At 66.0% G+C, this 19489-nt stretch carries 18 protein-coding genes and 2 pseudogenes; 14 read left to right on the top strand and 6 right to left on the bottom strand.

Annotated features, from left to right (window positions below):
• Positions 1-60: 60 nt before the first annotated feature.
• A complete protein-coding gene (locus CAG11_RS32370; protein WP_085600680.1) occupies positions 61-858 on the bottom strand; it encodes a DUF4349 domain-containing protein in 798 nt (265 codons plus the stop codon).
• A 198-nt stretch (positions 859-1056) separates the two neighbouring features.
• On the opposite strand from CAG11_RS32370, the gene CAG11_RS32365 reads away from it, so the two are divergent.
• Positions 1057-1485 (top strand): PaaI family thioesterase, encoded by a 429-nt coding sequence (locus CAG11_RS32365; RefSeq protein ID WP_085600678.1) that lies wholly within the window; start codon positions 1057-1059, stop codon positions 1483-1485.
• 120 nt (positions 1486-1605) lie between these two features.
• Here the strand turns inward: CAG11_RS32365 and rtcR are convergent, their stop codons facing one another.
• Positions 1606-3204, bottom strand: coding sequence for an RNA repair transcriptional activator RtcR (gene rtcR / locus CAG11_RS32360; RefSeq protein WP_085600676.1), 1599 nt, complete (start codon positions 3202-3204; stop codon positions 1606-1608).
• 203 nt (positions 3205-3407) lie between these two features.
• Between rtcR and CAG11_RS32355 the strand changes: the two genes are divergently transcribed.
• The 10 genes from CAG11_RS32355 to CAG11_RS32310 all read left to right on the top strand — a co-directional run bounded on the left by CAG11_RS32355 (position 3408) and on the right by CAG11_RS32310 (position 13640).
• Positions 3408-4958 carry a TROVE domain-containing protein gene (locus tag CAG11_RS32355; protein ID WP_085600674.1) on the top strand — a complete coding sequence of 517 codons (1551 nt, stop codon included), beginning with the start codon at positions 3408-3410 and terminating at the stop codon, positions 4956-4958.
• Between the two features lie 745 nt (positions 4959-5703).
• Positions 5704-6930 (top strand): RtcB family protein, encoded by a 1227-nt coding sequence (locus tag CAG11_RS32350; protein ID WP_053138441.1) that lies wholly within the window; start codon positions 5704-5706, stop codon positions 6928-6930.
• A 4-nt stretch (positions 6931-6934) separates the two neighbouring features.
• On the top strand, positions 6935-8275 hold the full coding sequence (locus CAG11_RS32345) for a PBS lyase (protein WP_085600672.1): 1341 nt from the start codon (positions 6935-6937) through the stop codon (positions 8273-8275).
• 16 nt (positions 8276-8291) lie between these two features.
• Complete coding sequence (locus CAG11_RS32340) at positions 8292-8936, top strand: hypothetical protein (RefSeq protein WP_256578821.1); 645 nt, start codon at positions 8292-8294, stop codon at positions 8934-8936.
• A gap of 14 nt (positions 8937-8950) precedes the next feature.
• Positions 8951-9742, top strand: coding sequence for a nucleotidyltransferase domain-containing protein (locus tag CAG11_RS32335; protein WP_053138432.1), 792 nt, complete (start codon positions 8951-8953; stop codon positions 9740-9742).
• An 8-nt stretch (positions 9743-9750) separates the two neighbouring features.
• Entirely contained in the window at positions 9751-10782 is a 1032-nt protein-coding gene (gene rtcA / locus CAG11_RS32330; RefSeq protein ID WP_085600670.1) for an RNA 3'-terminal phosphate cyclase, read from the top strand.
• Positions 10783-10818: 36 nt separating this feature from the next.
• Positions 10819-11454: a glutathione S-transferase family protein gene (locus tag CAG11_RS32325; RefSeq protein ID WP_031321440.1), complete on the top strand. Its 636-nt coding sequence runs from the start codon at positions 10819-10821 to the stop codon at positions 11452-11454.
• Between the two features lie 81 nt (positions 11455-11535).
• A complete protein-coding gene (locus CAG11_RS32320) occupies positions 11536-12624 on the top strand; it encodes a M50 family metallopeptidase (protein ID WP_085600668.1) in 1089 nt (362 codons plus the stop codon).
• A gap of 102 nt (positions 12625-12726) precedes the next feature.
• Positions 12727-13020: a DUF3144 domain-containing protein gene (locus tag CAG11_RS32315; protein WP_022643608.1), complete on the top strand. Its 294-nt coding sequence runs from the start codon at positions 12727-12729 to the stop codon at positions 13018-13020.
• A 203-nt stretch (positions 13021-13223) separates the two neighbouring features.
• Complete coding sequence (locus tag CAG11_RS32310; RefSeq protein ID WP_053138426.1) at positions 13224-13640, top strand: hypothetical protein; 417 nt, start codon at positions 13224-13226, stop codon at positions 13638-13640.
• Positions 13641-13707: 67 nt separating this feature from the next.
• On the opposite strand, the gene CAG11_RS33735 is transcribed toward CAG11_RS32310, so the two are convergent.
• A complete protein-coding gene (locus CAG11_RS33735; RefSeq protein WP_158091459.1) occupies positions 13708-13854 on the bottom strand; it encodes a hypothetical protein in 147 nt (48 codons plus the stop codon).
• Between the two features lie 247 nt (positions 13855-14101).
• Here CAG11_RS33735 and CAG11_RS34630 point away from each other — a divergent pair.
• Positions 14102-14995: pseudogene (locus tag CAG11_RS34630) on the top strand (cache domain-containing protein); the annotation flags it as partial.
• Positions 14981-16117: a methyl-accepting chemotaxis protein gene (locus CAG11_RS34625; RefSeq protein WP_371263532.1), complete on the top strand. Its 1137-nt coding sequence runs from the start codon at positions 14981-14983 to the stop codon at positions 16115-16117. The pseudogene CAG11_RS34630 and the gene CAG11_RS34625, both read left to right, overlap by 15 nt.
• Before the next feature lie 92 nt (positions 16118-16209).
• Here CAG11_RS34625 and CAG11_RS32300 read toward each other — a convergent pair whose 3' ends face one another.
• Positions 16210-16635: a hypothetical protein gene (locus CAG11_RS32300; RefSeq protein WP_085600666.1), complete on the bottom strand. Its 426-nt coding sequence runs from the start codon at positions 16633-16635 to the stop codon at positions 16210-16212.
• A gap of 276 nt (positions 16636-16911) precedes the next feature.
• A complete protein-coding gene (lysA, locus tag CAG11_RS32295) occupies positions 16912-18144 on the bottom strand; it encodes a diaminopimelate decarboxylase (protein ID WP_085600664.1) in 1233 nt (410 codons plus the stop codon).
• A 130-nt stretch (positions 18145-18274) separates the two neighbouring features.
• Here lysA and CAG11_RS32290 point away from each other — a divergent pair, with 130 nt between their 5' ends.
• Positions 18275-19198, top strand: a complete 924-nt coding sequence (locus tag CAG11_RS32290) for a LysR family transcriptional regulator (protein ID WP_085600662.1) — start codon at positions 18275-18277, stop codon at positions 19196-19198.
• A gap of 124 nt (positions 19199-19322) precedes the next feature.
• Here the strand turns inward: CAG11_RS32290 and CAG11_RS32285 are convergent.
• Positions 19323-19489, bottom strand: a pseudogene (locus CAG11_RS32285) (acetyl-CoA C-acetyltransferase); the annotation flags it as partial.

The raw sequence follows: 19489 nt of genomic DNA, 5'->3' as shown, positions 1-19489 counted from the left end.
GGGTTCGGCATCGGCCTGGAGCGCTTGCAACTGGCGCTCCAGGCCCAGGCGTAGGCGAGGTTACTGGCGGCGACGGACGAACTTGCGCCACAGCCAGACCCACAACAGCGCCAGGGGGAAGGCGAGGATCACGAAGGGCAGCACGTAGCTGCCTTTCTCCAGGGCCTCGGCGGTACCGTCGGCCAGGTTGTCCAGCAGGTTGCTGAAGGCGCGCTTGAGGTTGGAGCTGCGCTGGCCGCTGTCGCTGGGCTGGAAGTTCAGGGTCAGGCGGTTGGTGTCCAACCGCCGTTGCTGGCCAGCGGCGGTCTGGGCCAGGGCTTGCAGGTCATTCTCGATGCCGGCTTGTTCCTTGCTCAAGGCGATCAGGTCGCCGACGCTGATGTCCTTGCGCGCGGCCAGTTCGTCCAGCCGCTGCTGCTGGGCCTTGAGCCGTTGCTGCTGGCGCTGCACGTCGGCCACGGCATCGGCCAGGTCTTCGGCGCTGGTGATGCGCTCGCCCAGCTCGGCGCCTGCGGCGGCCTGCTCGACCAGGGGCTCGACGCCGCTCGGTACTACCCGCAGTACCACTTGGGCGCGGTATTTGCCTTGTTCCAGGCGCAGGATATTGCACGCGCCGAACTTCGCCTGTTCGCAAGCTTCACGGGTTTGCACCAGGCGCGGGCCGATCTGCTCCGAGGGCAGCGACAGGGTCAGCTCATGTTCGTAGGCCAACTGGGCGCCGGCCTGGCCCTGGGCGCCGCCAAGGGCCACGGCGCTTCTGTCCTGGTCGCTGGGAGAGCAGGCGCTGAGTGCCAGCGCGCCCAGCAAGGCAAAAGCCAGGCGGCGAGGGCGGTTAGGGTGGTCGTCCTGATGTTGCATGGGAGCTCCTTGGGTGCTTGAAACTGCGTTGGGAACGCAGGCGCGCATCTTACCGTCCTTCCTGGGGCGGCCACGACGGCGTTGTGACTTATTTGCGGCAATTTCCGGGATTGATACTGATAGGCCGCTCTGCGGATTGACGCTACATCTGTGGCAGTACGCAGCGATGGTGCTGCGCTGGTGCTCAAGGAGCCTGTCATGAGTGAAGCGGATGTTCCCCAGGGTTTCAGTCCCTTGCCTCGCAGCAGTCCGTTGCTGGAGCTGATCGGTCCGGTCTATGGCTGCGGCAGTGGCAGCGGGCTGCGCGTGGGCCTGCGCGCCGATGCGCGGCACGCCAACGGTCGCGGCATCGTGCATGGCGGCATCATCGCGACCCTGGCGGACATCGGCATGGGTTACGCCATGGCCTTCGCCAGCGAGCCGCCATTGCCGCTGATCACCGCCAGCATGAACCTCGATTACCTGGGCGCGGTGCAGGTGGGGGAGTGGCTGGAGGTGCGCCTGGAGCATTCCCGGCGCGGGCGGCAGATCGCCTTCGCCACCGTGGTGCTGAGTGTTGGCGAGCGCGAAGTGGCGCGGGCCAGCGGCGTGTTCGCCGTGCCGCAGGCGGCGCCGACGCTGGCCTGACCTGCCGCATCGCGGCCGCTGCGCGCTCGTGCGCAGCCCTTGTAGCCGCTGTCGAGCCTGCGAGGCTGCGCCAAGGCCCACAGGGCCTGCAGCGGGCATTCATGGGCAGCTACGCGATGCTCAACTGGTGATCTGTTTCCAGTCCAGGCCGAAGCGCGCCAGGTACTTGCGCAAGCGATCGGCGTCGTTGGGATTGGCCTTGCCCAGGCGCGAGACCCCGAACAGGCGCCGCCCGGCATCCGACAGGCTGTCGGCGCGCCGGCATTCGGCGATCACCGCCTTGAGTTGCAGGCGGTCGAACAGGTCCAGTTCCACATCTGCACCCAGCAACAGTTGCACCTCGTCCTCGACCTGTTCCAGGCCCCAGGCATGGCGCAGGCGCTGGATCTCTTCCTGGGCCAGGGCCTCGTCGATCCGGCCGCTGTCGGCCAGGGTGGCCATGCGGGTGATGGACGCCGACAGCTCGCGGAAGTTGCCCAGCCAGGCCGCTTCGCTGGAGCTGGCGAAGGCCAGGTAGCGCCGCCGGGCCTCGAGGTTGAAGCGCACCAGTTGGCCTTGCTCCCGGGCATGGCGTTCCAGCTCGAAATCGATGTTGGGCTCGATGTCTTCGCGACGCCCCGCCAGCCCCGGCAGGTTGAAGGTCCAGAGGTTGATCCGGGCGTACAGGTCTTCGCGGAACAGGCCCTGGGCGACCCTGCCGCGCAGGTCGCGGTGGGTGCCGGCGATGATCAGGAAGTCGCTCTCCACCTCCTGGTCCGACCCCATGGGGAAGAAGCGTTTCTCCTCGATGGCCTTGAGCAGCATCGCCTGTTCGTCCAGCCCCAGTTCGCCGATCTCGTCGAGGAACAACATGCCACCGTGGGCCGCCCGCAGCAGGCCGTCGCGGGCATTCTGGGCGCCGGTGAAGGCGCCCTTGGTATGACCGAACAACGCCGACATGGCGCCGTCGCCGCGCAGGGTGGCGCAGTTGACCTCGACAAAGCGCCCCTGGACCTGGTGCCGGCCACGCTTGAGTTCATAGATGCGCCGGGCCAGGAACGACTTGCCCGCCCCCGTGGGGCCGATCAGCAGCATCGGGGCCCTGGAACGTACCGCCACTCGCTCGATCTGTTCGATGGAGCGGTTGAAGGCCAGGTTGCGGGTGGCGATCCCCGACTTGAGAAAGGCCAGGCCCTCCAGGCGCTTGTGGGCGAAGCGCGAGGCGATGCGGTCATAGCGCGACAGGTCGAGGTCGATCAGTGCATGGGTGCCGGTGGCGTGCTCGCCCGGATCGCGGCGCCGGGCTGGGGAGGTCTGGATCAGCCGCGCCGGCAGGAAGCGGGCCTCGGTCAACAGGAACCAGCAAATCTGCGCCACGTGGGTCCCGGTGGTGATGTGCACCAGGTAGTCCTCGCGCTCGGTGTCGAATGCGTAGGCGCTGGTGAAGTCGTGCAGGGCGCCATACACCTCCTCGAAGTCCCAGGGGTTCTTCAGCTCCATGGGGTGCAGGCGCACCTCGGTCTCGGGGGAGACCTGGCGGATGTCGTCGGCAATGCGCCCGGCGAGGCTGATGTCCCGGGCGTCGACGCCATGGATCAGTTCCAGGCGGTGGATCAGCACATCCTGCTGCTGGCACAAGCCCACGCTCGGGCGCCAGTGGCTCCAACGGTTGGCGCCCTTGCCGACGCGATCGAGGGTGGCACCGACGAAACCGATGGCGACCGTGGACTTGCCCGACATGTTTATACCTTTAGATAAATTACGATAGATAAAGATATAAAATCAGAGGGGTGTTTGTCGTGAAAAATCATCGAAGAAATCAAGGTGAAAAATAAATTCGTTTAAAATCAATAAGTTAAAAGTTAATTCGATAAAAAATTCAAAGCTGGCACGGCGGCTGCAATATCTCTGGCAACGAACAAGACAACCAGCGAGACGCCAAGATGGCCAACCAGCAGCTGTTCAACACCCAACAGGCAAAAGCCCCGGCGAGCGACACCCGCAATGCCTCCCAGGCCCCGGCCTACGCCTACGACGCCAAGCATCGCCTGGCCCAGCTGGCGGTCACCGGTTGCCTGAACTCGACCTTCTACACCTCGCCCGAGGATCAGCTGGAAGCCGTGTTGCAACTGGTGGGTGCAGTCGACAGCCGCTTCGTGGCCCAGGCCGCTCGCTACGCTCGCCAGCAAGGCCATATGAAGGACATGCCGGCGCTGCTGCTGGCGGCGCTGACCGCACAACGTTCGGTCCAGGTGCCCGAGCTGTTCGCCCAGGTGGTGGACAACGGCAAGATGCTGCGCAACTACGTGCAGATCCTGCGTAGCGGCGTGACCGGTCGCAAGTCCCTGGGCTCGCAGCCCAAGCGCCTGGTACAGGACTGGCTGAACAACGCCAGCGAGCGCCAGCTGCTGCAGGCATCGATCGGCAACCAGCCGTCGCTGGCGGATGTGGTCAAGATGGTCCACCCCAAGCCCCGCGAGGCCTGGCGCGAAGCATTCTTCGCCTGGCTGATCGGCAAGCCGGTGGATGTCCAGGCGCTGCCCGGGCTGACCCGCGAGCTGCTGGCGTTTCGCAGCGGGGCCAGCACCCAGGTGCCGGATGTACCGTTCCAGTTGCTGGGCAACGAGACCCTGAGCGCCGAGCAATGGGCCGCCCAGGCTCGCAACATGGGCTGGCAGGGGCTGCGCATGAACCTCAACACCCTGGCTCGCCACGGTGCGTTCCAAGTGCGCGGTTGCACGGAGTATGTGGCGGCGCGCCTGGCGGATGCCGCAGAGGTGGCCAAGGCCCGGGTCTACCCGTACCAGCTGCTGGCGGCCTACCGCATGGCGGGGCAGGAGGTGCCGCAGCGGGTACGTGAAGCGCTGCAGGATGCCCTGGAGCTGTCCCTGGCCAACGTGCCGGCGCTCAGCGGTTCGGTCGTGGTATGCCCGGACGTCTCGGGGTCGATGCACAGTCCGGTCACTGGCCATCGCCAGGGCACCACCACAGCGGTGCGCTGCATCGACGTGGCGGCCCTGGTGGCGGCGGCGGTCCTGCGCAAGCGGCCGACGGCGCGGGTCATGCCGTTCGAGCGGGAAGTGGTGGATATCCGCCTCAATCCCCGGGACAGCGTGATGACCAACGCCCAGAAGCTGGCGGCTATCGGTGGCGGCGGGACCAACTGCTCGGCACCCTTGGCGCAGCTGGCCAATGCGCGGTTCAAGCTGGAAACGCTGATCCTGGTCTCGGACAACGAGTCGTGGATCGACGCCCGGCGCCATGGGGCCACTGAAACCATGCGCCAGTGGGAGCGGATCAAGGCGATCAACCCCAACGCCCGGCTGGTGTGCATCGATATGCAACCCGGGGCCACCACCCAGGCCCCGGACCGTGAGGACATCCTCAATGTCGGTGGCTTCAGCGATGCGGTGTTCGACGTGATCGAGCAGTTCATCGCCGGCAACTACGGTGGCCAGCACTGGGTGAAAGCCATCGAGGCCCTGGCGCCCTGAGCGCCAGGTCATTGAGTCGGAGCATGCGCCGGGTAGCCGGCGCACACAGAAGTTTCTTGATCATTGGCCCTGAATGCCGCTGTGACTACATCCAAAGACGTCTCAGCAGATTTTGTCAGGGCCGGTGACGGCGCGAATGCCGGTGGCTGTACATCCTGGTCTTGCCGGTTCGAATCCGGCTATCAGTCACTACTGTTGTCGCGCCACCTGTTTTGCGGTTTTTTGCGACGAATGCCGATGGAACTACATCCAAGGCTCGAGATGCGGGTGCAAGCCCCGCCGGTGCTCGAAAAGGGCGCCGTGGTTCAACCACCAGAACGCGAGTGCATCGTTTCATCGATCCCTTGTCGTCGCAGGTTTTCCCCGCCTTGGCGGGATGGCAGCGAATGCCACGGGTACTACATGGTGTCGCGGGTTCGAGCCCCGCCAGCCGCAAGGCTGTAGCTCAGTGGGTAGAGCAAATGTGCCCGTTCCCTTGTCGCTGCCCGCAGGCCCGGCCTGCACCGATTGACCCGGCGAATGCCGGTGGAACTACAGGACAGCCTGGTCGCGGGTTCGATTCCCGCCCACCGCAAGGTGGTAGCTCAGGGGTAGAGCAGGCTGCATGTTTCACCTTTTTTTGTCGCCAAGACCTGCCGGATGACCGGCCACCCGATCGATCATCGGCGCAAGACTGCAATCCGCTCTTGCGCTGCCGATATAACAAGGCCCGGATTCGGGCCCCAGGAAGAACGAGTAAAAAGATATGGAACGCAAGACCTACCAATTGCTGGAAGTCGCCAACGGTAAGCCAATCAAGATGTGGACCCAGGGCGTGCCCGTGGAAAACGAAGCCCGCCAGCAACTGATGAACACCGCCAAGATGCCCTTCATCTTCAAGCACCTGGCCGTGATGCCCGACGTCCACCTGGGTAAGGGATCGACCATCGGCAGCGTGATCCCCACCGTGGGCGCGATCATTCCGGCGGCGGTCGGGGTGGATATCGGCTGCGGGATGATCGCCGCCCGGACCTCGCTGACCGCCTCCGACCTGCCGGATAACCTGGCCGGGTTGCGTAGCGCCATCGAGCAGGCGGTGCCCCACGGTCGTACCTCGCCACGTAGCGGGCGAGACAAGGGGGCCTGGGGCGAGATCCCGCAGCAGGCCGACCAGGCCTGGGCGGCCCTGCATCCACGGTTCAAGGCGATCACCGATAAGTACCCGGCGCTGGCCAACAGCAACAACCGCCAGCACCTGGGAACCCTGGGAGGCGGGAACCACTTCATCGAGGTGTGCCTGGACGAGGCCAACCGCGTCTGGTTCATGCTCCATAGCGGTTCGCGCGGCGTAGGTAATGCCATCGGCAACCTGTTCATCAACCTGGCCCAGGCGGATATGCGCCAGCACATCGCCAACCTGCCGGACCGCGACCTGGCCTACTTCGAGGAAGGTAGCCAGCACTTCGATGATTACGTCGAGGCTGTGGCCTGGGCCCAGGATTTCGCCCGGCAGAACCGCGAGTTGATGATGCAACTGGTGATCCAGGCCACCCGCAAGGTGATCAGCAAGCCTTTTGAAGTGGCGCTGGAGGCGGTGAACTGCCACCACAACTACGTACAGAAGGAGCGCCACTTCGGTGAAGAGGTGCTGGTGACCCGCAAGGGCGCGGTGTCGGCGAAGAAGGGCGAGTTGGGGATCATCCCCGGGTCGATGGGGGCCAAGAGCTTCATCGTCCGCGGATTGGGTAACGAGGAGGCGTTCTGCTCCTGCAGCCACGGTGCCGGTCGAACCATGAGCCGGACCAAGGCCAAGAACACCTTCACCCTGGCCGACCAGATCCGCGCCACCGCCCATGTGGAGTGCCGTAAGGATGAGAACGTGATCGACGAGATCCCGATGGCCTACAAGGACATCGACCAAGTGATGGACGCCCAGCGCGAACTGGTGGAAGTACTGCATACCTTGCGTCAGGTGGTATGCGTTAAGGGGTAGAGCGATGGATGTCATGGATATGCTGGAGTGCCCGCCCGATTGGCACTACCAGCTGAGCGACTACGAAATTGGCCGGATGCGCGAAGTCTGGCAAACCCGGGACGAACACGATGCCTGGCTGATCCTGAGCGGTTTTGGCAATGGCTTCGTCCGCCAGTCGGCAGTACGACGCCTGGCCCGCCAGCCGTCGGCTGCTGCCCTGGTGGTGCTGCTGGAGCGTCTCAACGATTGGGTACCCCAGGTTCGCCAGGAGGCGGCTACGGCCGTGGAGCTGTACCTGGTACCTGAACATGGCGCCTTGTGGTTGCAGGTTCTCGGTCCGCTGCTGGCCTTGACCGCCAAGCAGCGGGTCAGCCACGGGGCGACCCTGGAACGGGCACGAGCGGTGCTGCAGTTGCCGCAAGTACGAGGCAAGGTCGAGCAGGCCTTTGCCGCTTGCCGGGGCCGGGCCGCACGGTTCGTCTTCGAGCTGTTGCTGGACAGTGGTGCGGATCGCCCGGCCCTGCTGGCCCAGGCCCTGGGCCATGGCGAGGTCAGCGTGCGGCAGATGGCGGTGGACGCCTGCGCCGAGCTGGCTAAAGAGCAAGCCCGGCCGTTGCTGGAGCAGGTCATGCGGACCTCGGGCGCTAGCGTGCGGGTCAAGGCCCTGCGCTTGTTGCTGCCGCTGTTGGACGACCCGCGCGAGCAATTGCGCCAGGCCTTGCTCGACCCCTCGGCGGCCCTGCGTGGCCTGGGGCATTGGGCGGCGCCACGCTATGGCCTGGAGCCACGGGAAGTGCTGCTGGCCCGGGTGCTGCAACCGGCGCCGGCAAACCGGTCGCAGTGGCAAGGCCTGCTGGGCCTGGCCAGGGAACTGCAAGAGCCCCGGGCCGATGCCATGGTGCAACTGGCCCTGGACTCGCCGGCCTTGAACACTCGTCTACTGGCCCTGCATAGCCTGGGCGAGCGCGGCATGGCCTGGCAGCTCAAGGCCCTGGGCGATGTCTCGGACAAGGTCTTCGAGATGGCGGTCAGCCTGCTGCGCGAACAACCCTGGGCGGTATTCGACGAAGCCCTGGAGCAGTACCTGGATGTTCACTGGCCAGCGCTGCCTGCATGGCGCCAGCGGATGCTGCTGAGTCTCAAGCCGGGCTGGCGGCAGCTGGAGTACCTGCTTTGGTGCCTGGACCAGGCTCCACAACAGGCGAGCTATTGGCAGGCGCAATTGGCCGGCTGGTGCAGTGGGCGTTATGCACTGTTCGACCCGGTGACCCCCAAGCCACTGCGCGAGGCGCTGACCCAGCGGGTACGAATGATGGAAAAGGCCGGAGAACTGCCGGCGGGTTCGCTCAAGTGGCTGCCATGAACCAAGGAGAGCAAACATGCTGCCAGCACTGCTGGACGTGCAGGACAACGAGTCGATCCAGGCCCTGCGCCGGCAATTGAAGGAGGCGGGCTGCGTATTCGATTTCGCGGTGCTGGACGTCGCGCCACAGGCCAGTGTCGACCTTGATCTGCATCGCCAGGCCCTGGACGCCTTGTACCTGCAGATAGAAGAGCAGCGCCGCGAGGCGCGGCGCCGGCTGATCCAGGAGCATCCGCGCTATGCCGATCTCGGCGAGGCGCCGCCGATGCGCTGGGAAGTGCAGCGGGCCGTGGCTCGGGAGCTGGATGCGCAAGAGCTCCAGCGCCTGGGTACAGCCAGTGTGCTACCAGGTCCGCAGGCCTTGTACCAGGCCTTTATCGACCCGCCTTACCGAACGCGTTTCCCCGAGGATGGTGAGCCGCCCGAGGCGATCTTCCAGCGCTGGCTGGCGTTGCTGGGGCTTGAGCCCGAGGCGCAGCCGGTGGTGATCGACTGGGTGAGCGACTTGCTGCTGGATTGGCAGGTCGAGGGTACGGCGGCGACCGAGGCCTGGAGCGATTATTTCGATGAGGGCCTGGAGTGGTGGGGCGTCTGGTGCCTGAGCATCTGGAACCCCGAACGCCGGACCTTGGGGGTGCTGATGGCCAGTGCCACCGATTGAACAGGAAGCAGGACATGCAAGTAGACAAGGAACTTCACCCCCTGGACGACGCCATGCGCGAACGGGTCCTGGAGGAGCTGGCGCGGATCGAGCGCGAGCGCAATGTGCAGGTGCTGTATGCCTGCGAGTCCGGTAGCCGGGCCTGGGGCTTCTCCTCCACCGACAGCGACTACGACGTGCGTTTCATCTACGTGGAGAAACCCGAGTGGTTCATCCAGGTGGACGCCGCGCGGGACGTGATCGAGCGCCCTCTGGACGATGAGCTGGATGTCAGTGGCTGGGAGCTGCGCAAGACCCTGGGGTTGCTGCGCAAGTCCAACCCGACCTTGCTGGAATGGCTCGACTCGCCCCTGGTGTATCGCCGCGAAGCGACTGCGACCGCGCGTTTGCGCGAGCTGGCCGAGACCTTCTACAGCCCGCCGGCGGCACGCAACCACTACCTGTCGATGGCCCGGAAGAACTTTCGCGGCTACCTCCAGGGCGACAGCGTGCGGTTCAAGAAATACTTCTATGTGCTGCGACCGTTGCTGGCGGTGCGCTGGATCGACCAGGGCCGGGGCCGACCGCCCATGACCTTCGCCGAGCTGCTGGAGACCGTCGATGACCGGCGACTGCTGGACGAGGTGGATGAGCTGCTGGACTTGAAGCGTCGTGCCGATGAGTCCGCCTACGGTCCACGGCGCCCGGTGCTGCACGACTTCATCGCCGCCGAGCTTGCGCGCCCGGTGCCGAAGCTTGCGCGCACCCATGAAGACAATGCCCTGCTGGACGCCTATTTGAGAGACACCGTCCGGCACTACGCTTAAGGAACATGATGAAACAGGATGTGATCGAGCTGGACGGCGCCATTGGCGGCGGCCAGGTACTGCGCAGTGCCCTGAGCCTGTCGATGCTTACCGGCAAGGCCCTGCGGATCGGCAATATACGCGCCCGGCGCAGCCGTCCGGGCCTGATGCGCCAGCACCTGACGGCGGTCCAGGCCGCTGCCCAGGTGTGCGGGGCCAGTGTCCGGGGGGCCGAGCTGGGCTCCCAGGTGCTGGCCTTCGAACCGGGGCCGATCCGTGGCGGCGACTACCGCTTTTCCATCGGCACCGCCGGTAGCTGCACCCTGGTGTTGCAGACCTTGCTGCCGGCGTTGCTCCAGGCTCCGGAGCCCAGCCGGGTGACGGTTACCGGCGGCACCCATAATCCCCTGGCGCCACCGGCGGACTTCCTCCAGCACTCCTGGCTGCCGCAGCTGCGGCGCATGGGCGCGCAGGTGGAGTTGCAGTTGCTGCGCCATGGTTTCGTGCCGGCTGGCGGTGGCGAGCTGGAACTGTCGGTCCGGCCTTCGACCCTGCAACCTGTGCATCTGCAAGAGCGTGGCGCCTTGCTTGGGCGTCGGGCCTGGGCCCTGAGTGCCGGCTTGCCGGAACATGTGGCCGAGCGTGAACTGCGGCGGGTGGGCAATCGCCTGGGGCTGTCCCGGGAGGAGCTGCAAGACGTGCAACTGGATGAGCAATACGGCCCGGGCAACGTGCTGTTGCTGGAGTTCGCCCACGAGCACCTGACCGAGTTGTTCTGCGGTTTCGCCCAGAACGGCCTGCGGGCCGAAAGCGTCGCCGATGCTGCCATCGACCAGGCCCGGGAATGGCTGGCCTCCGGCGCGGTGGTGGCCGAGTGCCTGGCCGACCAGTTGTTGCTGCCCATGGCTCTGGCCGGTGGCGGCAGCTTCACCACGCCGCGCCTGAGCAATCATCTGGCGAGCAATATCCAGGTGATCGAAGCCTTCCTGCCGGTGCGCTTCCAGACGCGCTCCGTGGCCGAGCAGGTGCTGCACGTGGAGTGTCACTCCCGGGACCGATAGGCGTAGAGTGCCCCGGTCAACCTGGAGGTCGCCAAGATGTATCACTTGTATGGAAGCCAGGGCACGGGGTCGGCCATGGTGGAGATTGCCCTGGAGTATTGCCAGGCGCCGTACCGCTGCATCGAGGCCGCGCCCTGGCAAGCCAGCCCGGGGCGGGATGCCCTGGAGCGGCTCAATCCGTTGTTGCAGATTCCCACCTTGCAACTGCCCGACGGCAGCATCCTCACGGAAAGCGCGGCGATCCTGATCCACCTCGGGTTGCAGTTCGCCGATTCCGGGTTGCTGCCGACCCAGGCCTCGGCGCGGGCCCAGGTCATTCGTGGCTTGGTGTACATCGCCGCCAACTGCTATTCGGCGATCGGCATCCTCGACTACCCGGGACGTTGGGTGAGCGATGCCGACCCGGCGCTGGAGGCGCGGGTGCGCCAGGCGACCGGGCAACGCCTGCACCACGCCTGGGAGCTGTTCGCCCGCCAGTTCACCCCACGGCCTTTCCTGGGGGGCGACGCGCCCGGGGCCCTGGATATCCAGGCGGCGGTGGTGTCGCGTTGGGGCGGCGCCAGGGACGCGCTGCGCCACAGCCAGCCGCACTTCGTGGCCTTGCTCGAGCGCATCGAGCACGAGCCCCGGGTGGCCCCGGTGCTGGCCCGGCATTGGCCCGGATCCTGCTGAGAGCCGGCTTGAGGTGTTGGGGGCAAAGCTGGCAGTCTGCGCGCCCGGATTCCCCAAGGTTCACTTCGAGGACGTTACGCAATGGATGGCAAGCACTGGCCCAAGGCCCTGAACCGACTGCTGCTGATGGTGCAAGGCGCCTTGGTGATCAGCGGCTGGTTCAGCGCCACCTTCGTCATCGGCACCAGCAGCGGCCGGCCATTGCTGGGGCTGTTCCTGGCCTTGGCGCTGGGGATCCTGGGCATCTTCGTGCACGAGGCCGGGCACTATCTGGCGGCCCGCTGGTGGGGCATGCCGGTGCTGTCGATGCGGCTCACCGTCCTCGAGCTCCAGGCGCGACGGCGTGGCTGGCGGCTGCGCCTGCGCAAGTGCCTGGGCGGTTATGTGATGGCGGCGAGCAACCTGCAACGCTCGCTGCGCGGGCAATGGCTGGCGGTGGCGTTCTGTGGCCCATTGCTGAACCTGCTGGCGGGCCTGGCCGCCCTGGTCCTGGGGCTCGCCTGGCCTGGGTTGGCCGGCGCGGTGCTCCTGGGGTTTGCCGCGATCAACCTGGCGCTGGGGGCGGCCAATCTCATTCCGACCCTGGGGACCATGCCCAGCGACGGCCTGCTGCTGTGGCGCTGGTTCACTCATCGTGATGACCAGCTAGCGGAACTGGCCTACGCCCGACTGCTGGCCCTGAGCGTGGCCGGAGTCACCAGTGGGCAGTTGCCGCAAGCGGACCTCGAACACCTGGACCAGGCGGCCATGCCCCAGCCCCTGGTCGCCTTCAGCTACCGGCTCGCTGCCCGGCAAGAGCAGGGCGACTGGGCGGCGGCGCAGGCGATGGAACCTGAACTGGAGCGGCTGCTGGAGGGTCGGGCAGGGGAGCTGCCTGGCCTGCAGGTGGTGGTCGATCTGTTGCGCACGGAACTGGCCTTCTGCCGTGCCTGCCAGCAACGTGACGTGAGCCTGCTGCAAGGGGCTCCGCTGACCGCCGAGGTCGAGTGGTACTCACCCTGGTTGCGGCCGCGGGGCCAGGCCCTGGCGGCATTCCTCGACGGTGACCGGCAGCGGGGCGAGTCGCACCTGGAGCAGGTCCAGCGGCTGGCCGATGACAGCGTGATTTTGTCCCTGGGCAAGAGCGAAGCCTTGTTGGCCGAGCATCTGCGGGCCTTGCCCGGAGCGTAGGGGCAGGGGGAGATTGGCGCGGCGCTGAAAACCGTCGGTTTTGCCGGGCAAAGCTCTTATACTCCGGCGCCTCGTTTTCATACCCAGCAAAAGGACCCACCTGTGGCCAACGAACCGGATCACGAATTCTTCGATCGCGCCGACGCCATCATCGACCTGGCCAACTCCCAGGTCGCCACCTGCGGCCGTGGCAAGGTCAGCGCCTCGCTGATGTACGCCAATGCCCGTTTCTGCGCATTCATCCGCGCCACCGGCTGCCGTGACGCCGAGGAAATGGCCGCTTCCAAGCAGCAGACGCTGGACTACTTCGTCGATCAGTTCCGCCACATGCTCGACGAGCACTTGACGGACTACGCCGAGAATTTCGCGCAGTACACCAACCGCTCGCCGGAGTGAAGACCGCCGGCGCCGCCTGGCGCCGGGGCACCCAACCGCTGGTCCTGTTCCTGCCAGGAGTCCCGAGGCTTGCCGAGGGGCTCGACTAGACTTCGCTTGCGGCGCGTCTTGCCGGTCGTTGCACCTGTACCAGAGGCCAGCGTCCGGTAGTGGCAGGCGCTGCCCGCAAGCAGGACATACCCAATCAGCAAGGAGTGCCAACCATGATCGTCATTCCACAACGTGTCATCGAAAACGGTAGTGTCATCTCGCTGCGTGGCGACTCGGGCAACTACATGTCGCGCATGGGCGCGACCGGCCTGGAGTTGTCCAAGGGTTCCATCGATCAGTACTGCAAGTTCAAGGTGGTGCTGGTGCAGATCGGCACCGACAAGAAGCTCGCCCTGCAGGGCGATAACGGCAAGTTCATGTCGCGCATGGGGGCCACGGGCCTGGAGCTGTCCAAGGACAGCATCGACCCGTATTGCCAGTTCGCCTACGCCATCGATACGGCCAGCGGCCAGATATCCCTGCGTGGCGACAACGGCAAGTGGATGTCGCGGATGGGCGAGAAGGGCCTGGAGCTGTCCAAGGACGGCATCGATCGCTTCAGCCAGTTCATGCTGGTGCTCGAAGGTTGAGGCGCACGCGATAAGGGCTCAAGCCGCAGGTGACCATGCTTCTATGGCTCGAGCCTGCGGCTCGGCCTTACCGGCTTCGCGCCAGGACCTCCATCAACTCGCCGCCGTTATTCACCGCGATCACCGTGGCCAGCAAATCCTCCAGGCAGGTCAGGCTGCCTGGCCCTGGAGCTGGCCGGCTCCCGGTCCAGGTCAATGCGGTGGCGCCGGGCATCGTCGATCCCCCCTTGCATCCGACCGAACCGCAGACCCGTGCCGCGCTCCAGGCCCTGGCCCCAAGGGGGGGTACCGGCGGTGAGACAGTGACGGCGATCCGCCGGCGCGAGCGCAACAGGCGAGGCTGACGCATCGGGCGCGCCCTGGCCGGAAGCGATTTTTATGTGAACGATGTCACTCTTTTCTCAAGGGAACACCGGTCGCGGTCGATAACGTCTGGATGCCTAACTGATACGGAGTTCGTCATGGCTTTGCTTCCGGTTCGTCTGTCTCATCGTTTGACCCTCGGCAGCGTGCTGCTGTTGCTGTTCACGGCGTTGGCGGTTTTTGCCGTGATGACCCTGCGGGGACAACCCAAGGTAGTGGAGGCGAGCTCGGCGTTGATCGAACAGACCGGCAGTGCCATCGTCCGTCAACTGGCCTTGCAGTTGGCGGGAATCGAAGGCGTGACCGTGAGCATGGCGCACATGGTCGAGGGCCTGCCCAAGGAGCCGGAGCTGGTCATGGCCACCGCGCCCAAGGTGATCGACCACGAGAACGACAAGGCCATCGCCGGTGGCGGGATCTGGCCGGAACCCAATGCCTTCGCCCCGGGCGTGGAACGCCGCAGCTTCTTCTGGGGCCGCAGCGACGCGGGCTCGCTGGTGTATTCCGATGACTACAACGCCGCCGGCAGCGCCGGTTATCACCATGAAGCCTGGTACACGGGCGCGCGCAATAGCGCTGCCGGGCACTGCCTGTGGTCCGAGGCCTACCAGGACCCGGTGACCCAGGTGCCGATGACCACCTGCAGCGTGCCCTATCGCCAGGGCGGCGCCTTTGCCGGGGTGGCCACCATCGACCTGCGCCTGGACGACCTGGCGCGCTTTCTCAAGGAACAGGGTTCGGTCACCGGCGGTTATGCCTTCGCCCTGGACCAGGCCGGCAACGTCCTGTACTTCCCCGATGCCCAGGCCAGCGGTGGCGCGCAGATGCTCAGCTTCGACGCCTTGAGCAAGCAGCAGGCCTGGTTGCGCCCGGTGGCCGAGACCCTGGCCGGCGCGGCGCGTCCCGGCCAGGTGCGCAGCCTCGACCTGGACCGCGACGGACGCTTGCAGGAAGCGGCGCGGGTCAGCCTGTTCACCATGCCCGGCACCGGCTGGACCATCGGCCTGGTGACTCCGGAGAAGCGGGTCACCGGCCTGGCCCGGGCCATGACCACCGAGATCCTGGTATTCCTCCTGCCGTTGCTGGCCCTGTTGCTGTTCTTCGCCTGGCTGGCGGGCAACAAGCTGATTGCCCAGCTCGAGGAAACCACCCGCCAGATCGATGCCCTGGGCAGTGGCCAGGCCACCGACAACGCCGAGCTGCACGTGGATCGGGCCGATGAGATCGGCGCCCTGCGTGGCGCGGTCAACCGCTATGCCGGGCAGTTGCGGCAGATGCTGCAGAAGATCGCCAGCGAAGCCCGCCAGTTGCAGAGCGAAGCCGCGCGCCTGGGCGAATTGAGCAGCACCCTGGCCCGGCGCGCCGAGCAGCAGCGCCAGGAAAATACCCAACTGGCCACGGCCATCACCGAGATGTCCTCCAGTGCCCAGGAAGTGGCGCAGAACACCAACAACTGCGCCGATACCGCGCGCCAGTCGCTGGTGGTGGTGCAGGATGGCCAGCAGCGGGTGGCGGCCAACAGCGAGTCGATCCAGCAGCTGTCCACGGAAATGGCCGAGGCAGCCTCGGTGATCCAGCGCCTGGAGCAGGACAGCCAGCAGGTCGGCGCGGTCCTGGACGTGATCAAGGCCATCTCCGAGCAGACCAACTTGCTGGCCCTCAATGCCGCCATCGAGGCGGCCCGGGCCGGCGAGCAGGGCCGTGGTTTCGCCGTGGTGGCCGACGAGGTGCGGACCCTGGCCGGGCGTACCCAGACCTCGGCCAACGAGATCAGCGGCATGATCAACGACCTGCAGCAGGCCTCGCGCCAGGCGGTGCAGGCTATCCAGTCCGGTGAGTCACGCACCCGCCAGGCAGTGGGCGAGGCGGCTGGGGCTTCGGATGCGCTGTCCAGTACGGTCAACAGCTTCGATGACATCTCCCAGCGGGCGCAGCAGATTGCCGTGGCGGCGCAGGAGCAGAGCCACGTGACCCAGGAAATCAACGAGCTGGCGGTACGTATCCATAGCATCAGCGAAGACAACGCCCGGGACGCCCAGGCCCTGGACAAGGTCAGCGAGGCCATGCAGGCCTTGTCAGGACGCCTGGCCGATCTCAGTCACGGTCAGGTCTGAAGCCGTGCCCGCCCGACCCAGCCAGGGTCGGGCGGGCGGCTTCGGCCTTTTTCGCCGCCGGGCCCGCCGGCGTCGAATCAGCTGTACGCCAGCTATTGCAGCTTGAAGTTCAGCAACAAGCCCAACGCCACACCGAAGAACCCCAGCAGGCCGCTGCCCAGGGCGCTGCGTGGCGGGCGGCGCTTGGCCAGGTAGCGGGCCGCGGCGGCGCCGAGCACCGCACCGGGGAAGTTGAGCAGGTAGTAGATCCAGCCCAGGGCATCTTGCGCGGTGGTGATCCACAGGCAGAAGAGCAACAGGTGGATGGCCAGCGCCAGGGCGGCGCCGGCGACCATGGCCGAGGCCGGGCGGGTCAGGAGCAGCAGGCCGAGGACCAGCGCCTGTGGCAGCCAGTAGGCCGCGAAGTTGTCCCAGAAGTAGTCCAGTGGCACCAGGGCCCGGGCAATGGCCAGGGCCATGCCCAGGATAATGGCGCTGATGGCGGGCAGGTGCTTGAGCGGTAGGCGGCGCAGTGGCATGAGAACCTCGGGATGGGCGGGCAGGGACTTTTTACGACCCTGGGCGGCGCCTGTCCAGTGCAGTGCCCCTGAGCAGGACGACGCCATGGACGACCGGCCGGAACGCCTGCAACTGGCGCCTTGGTAGGTTGATGCCGAGCAGTTGATGGAACTGCAGGAGCGAGGCTTGCCCGCGATGGCGTCAGAGCGCTGGGTTTATCCCGTAGGCACGCGCTACCGTTAACGAGCATCGACCGGCTGCTCCTACAGGGGATCCAGTCCCAGTGACAAGCCCAGTTACAGCCCCAGTTCCAGTGCCAGCAGGTCGGCCAGTGGCTGGCGCCGGCGAATCAGTTTCGGCTGGCCGTTTTCGAACAGCACCTCAGGCAACAGGGTCCGGCTGTTGTAGTTCGAAGACATGCTCGCGCCATAGGCGCCGGTATCGTGCAGCACCAGCAGGTCGCCGACCTGGGCCTGGGGCAGCAGGCGCGGGGTCAGGCATTCATCGTCCTGGGTGAAGATGTCGCCGGACTCGCACAACGGGCCGCCGACCACGGTCGGTCGTTGCGGGCGCTGGACCGCTTGGCCGTTGGCGTCCAGCAGGCTCATGCCGTGGTAGGCGCCGTACATGGCCGGGCGCATCAGGTCGTTGAAGCCGGTGTCCACCAGCACGAAGTGATGCTGGCCGGCATCCTTGACCACCCGTACCTCGCTGACCAGGCAACCGGCCTCGGCCACCAGGAAACGCCCGGGTTCGATCTCCATGTGCACGCCGTGGCCCAGGTAGGCCTCGATTTCCTCGCGGGCGACTTTCCAGGCGTTGGCGTAGCGTTGCACGTCCACCGGGGTGTCGCCGTCGCGGTAAGGGGTGGACAGGCCGCCGCCGATGGAGAAGGCCTCGATGTCGTGGTCCAGGGACTTGACCGCCGCGACCATGGCCGCGCCCACCTGTTCCAGGTGGTCGTAGTCGACCCCGGAGCCGATGTGCATGTGCAGGCCCACCAGGTGCAGGTTGTGCTGGCGAATCACCGCCAGGGCCTCGTCCACCTGGTCGTGCCAGATCCCGTGCTTGCTGTTTTCTCCGCCGGTATTGGTCTTGCGGCTGTGGCCGTGGCCGAACCCGGGGTTGATCCGCAGCCAGACACGATGCCCGGGGGACTGTTCGCCCAACTGGCGGAGCATGTCGATGGAACCGGCGTTGACCTCTACCTGCAGTTCCACCACGCGCTTGAGGGTGGCCTCGTCGAACAGGTCGCAGGTGAAGACGATGCCGCCGTTGGTCGGGCTGAAGCCGGCCAGCAGGGCCCGCTCGATCTCACCCAGGGAGACCGCATCGACCCGCACCCCGGCTTCGCGGATCAGGCGCAGCAGGTGCAGGTTGGACGAAGCCTTCTGGGCATAGCGCACCACGTCGAAGGCTTGCAACTGGGCGATACGCGCCTGGATGGTGGCGGCGTCGTAGCACCACAGCGGGGTGCCGTACTGGCGGGCGGCGGCGACAAGCTGTTCGGGGGAGAAGGGGATGGCCATGGCGAATGCAATCTGTGGTCAGTGAAAGTGCCAGCAGCATGCCGTTTGCTGGCTATTCAAGAAAATATCTATTCTTTGTTCAATGATTCAGTTTTGATATGGGTTGATCGATTCAACGAGCCCTCTCGCCATGGATATCTCCCTGCGGCATATCGAAGTGTTCCGCGCCATCATGCAGGCCGGCAGCGTCACCGGCGCCGCGCGCCTGTTGTTCACCTCGCAACCCACGGTCAGTCGCGAGCTGGCGCGCCTGGAAAGCCTGTCCGGCCTGTGCCTGTTCGACCGCGAGGGCGGGCGCCTGCAGCCCACGGCCCAGGCCCTGCTGTTGCTGGAGGAGGTGGAGCGGGCCTATATAGGCCTGGAGCGAATCAACAGCCTGGCCCGATCGATACGTCGCTTCGAGCATGGCCAACTGAGCCTCTGCTGCCTGCCGCTGTTCTCCCAGGCCCTGCTGCCGCGGGTATGCCAGGATTTCCAGAGCCGGCACCCGGGCATCGGCCTGAGCATCACCGCCCAGGAGTCGCCGCTGCTGGAGGAGTCCCTCAGCGCCCAGCGCCATGACCTGGGCCTGACCGAAAGCGAGCACCTGCCCCGGGGGACCCAGGGCGACTTGCTGTTCTGCGCCGACATGGTCTGCATCCTGCCTGAGGGCCATCCGCTGCTGGCGAAGACGCGATTGTCGGTGGCGGACTTTGGCGGGCAGAACTTCATCAACCTCTCGGGCCTGGATATCTATCGGCAGACCCTGGACGAGCATTTTCGCCAGGCCGGGGTTGACCGGAGGATAGTGATCGAGACCACCAACGCCGCTTCGGTGTGCGCCATGGTGCGCCAGAGATTGGGGGTGACGATCATCAATCCGTTGAGTGCCATGGAGGAGGTGGGCAGGGGGCTGGCGATCCGTCCGCTTGAGCTGTCGGTGCCTTACAAAGTGATGCTGGTGCGTCCGGATTACCGACCCTCGTCGAGTTTCGTCGAAGGGTTTTGCCAGTCGTTGCGTCAGCAAGCGATGCGCCTGGCCGGGCAACTCAAGGACCTGGTGGACGGACACTAAGGAAGAGAGGGGATCCCGGTGCGTGAGCACCGGGAGGGCAGGCAGGCCGGTGGATGTCGTGGGTCCGCCGGCTTGCCGATGCTCGTGGTGGTGCGGGCCACCAGGGTGGCCCGCAGGAGAGGTCTTAGCGCTCGATCGCCAGCGCTACGCCCTGGCCGCCGCCGATGCACAGGGTCGCCAGGCCCTTGTGCGCATCGCGCTTGATCATTTCATGCAGCAGGGTCACCAGCACCCGGCAGCCCGACGCGCCGATGGGGTGGCCGATGGCGATGGCGCCGCCGTTGACGTTGA

Source organism: Pseudomonas sp. B6(2017) (assembly GCF_002112765.1).
Taxonomy (GTDB): domain Bacteria; phylum Pseudomonadota; class Gammaproteobacteria; order Pseudomonadales; family Pseudomonadaceae; genus Aquipseudomonas; species Aquipseudomonas piscis.
This window is presented reverse-complemented; position numbering and strand designations above follow the sequence as displayed.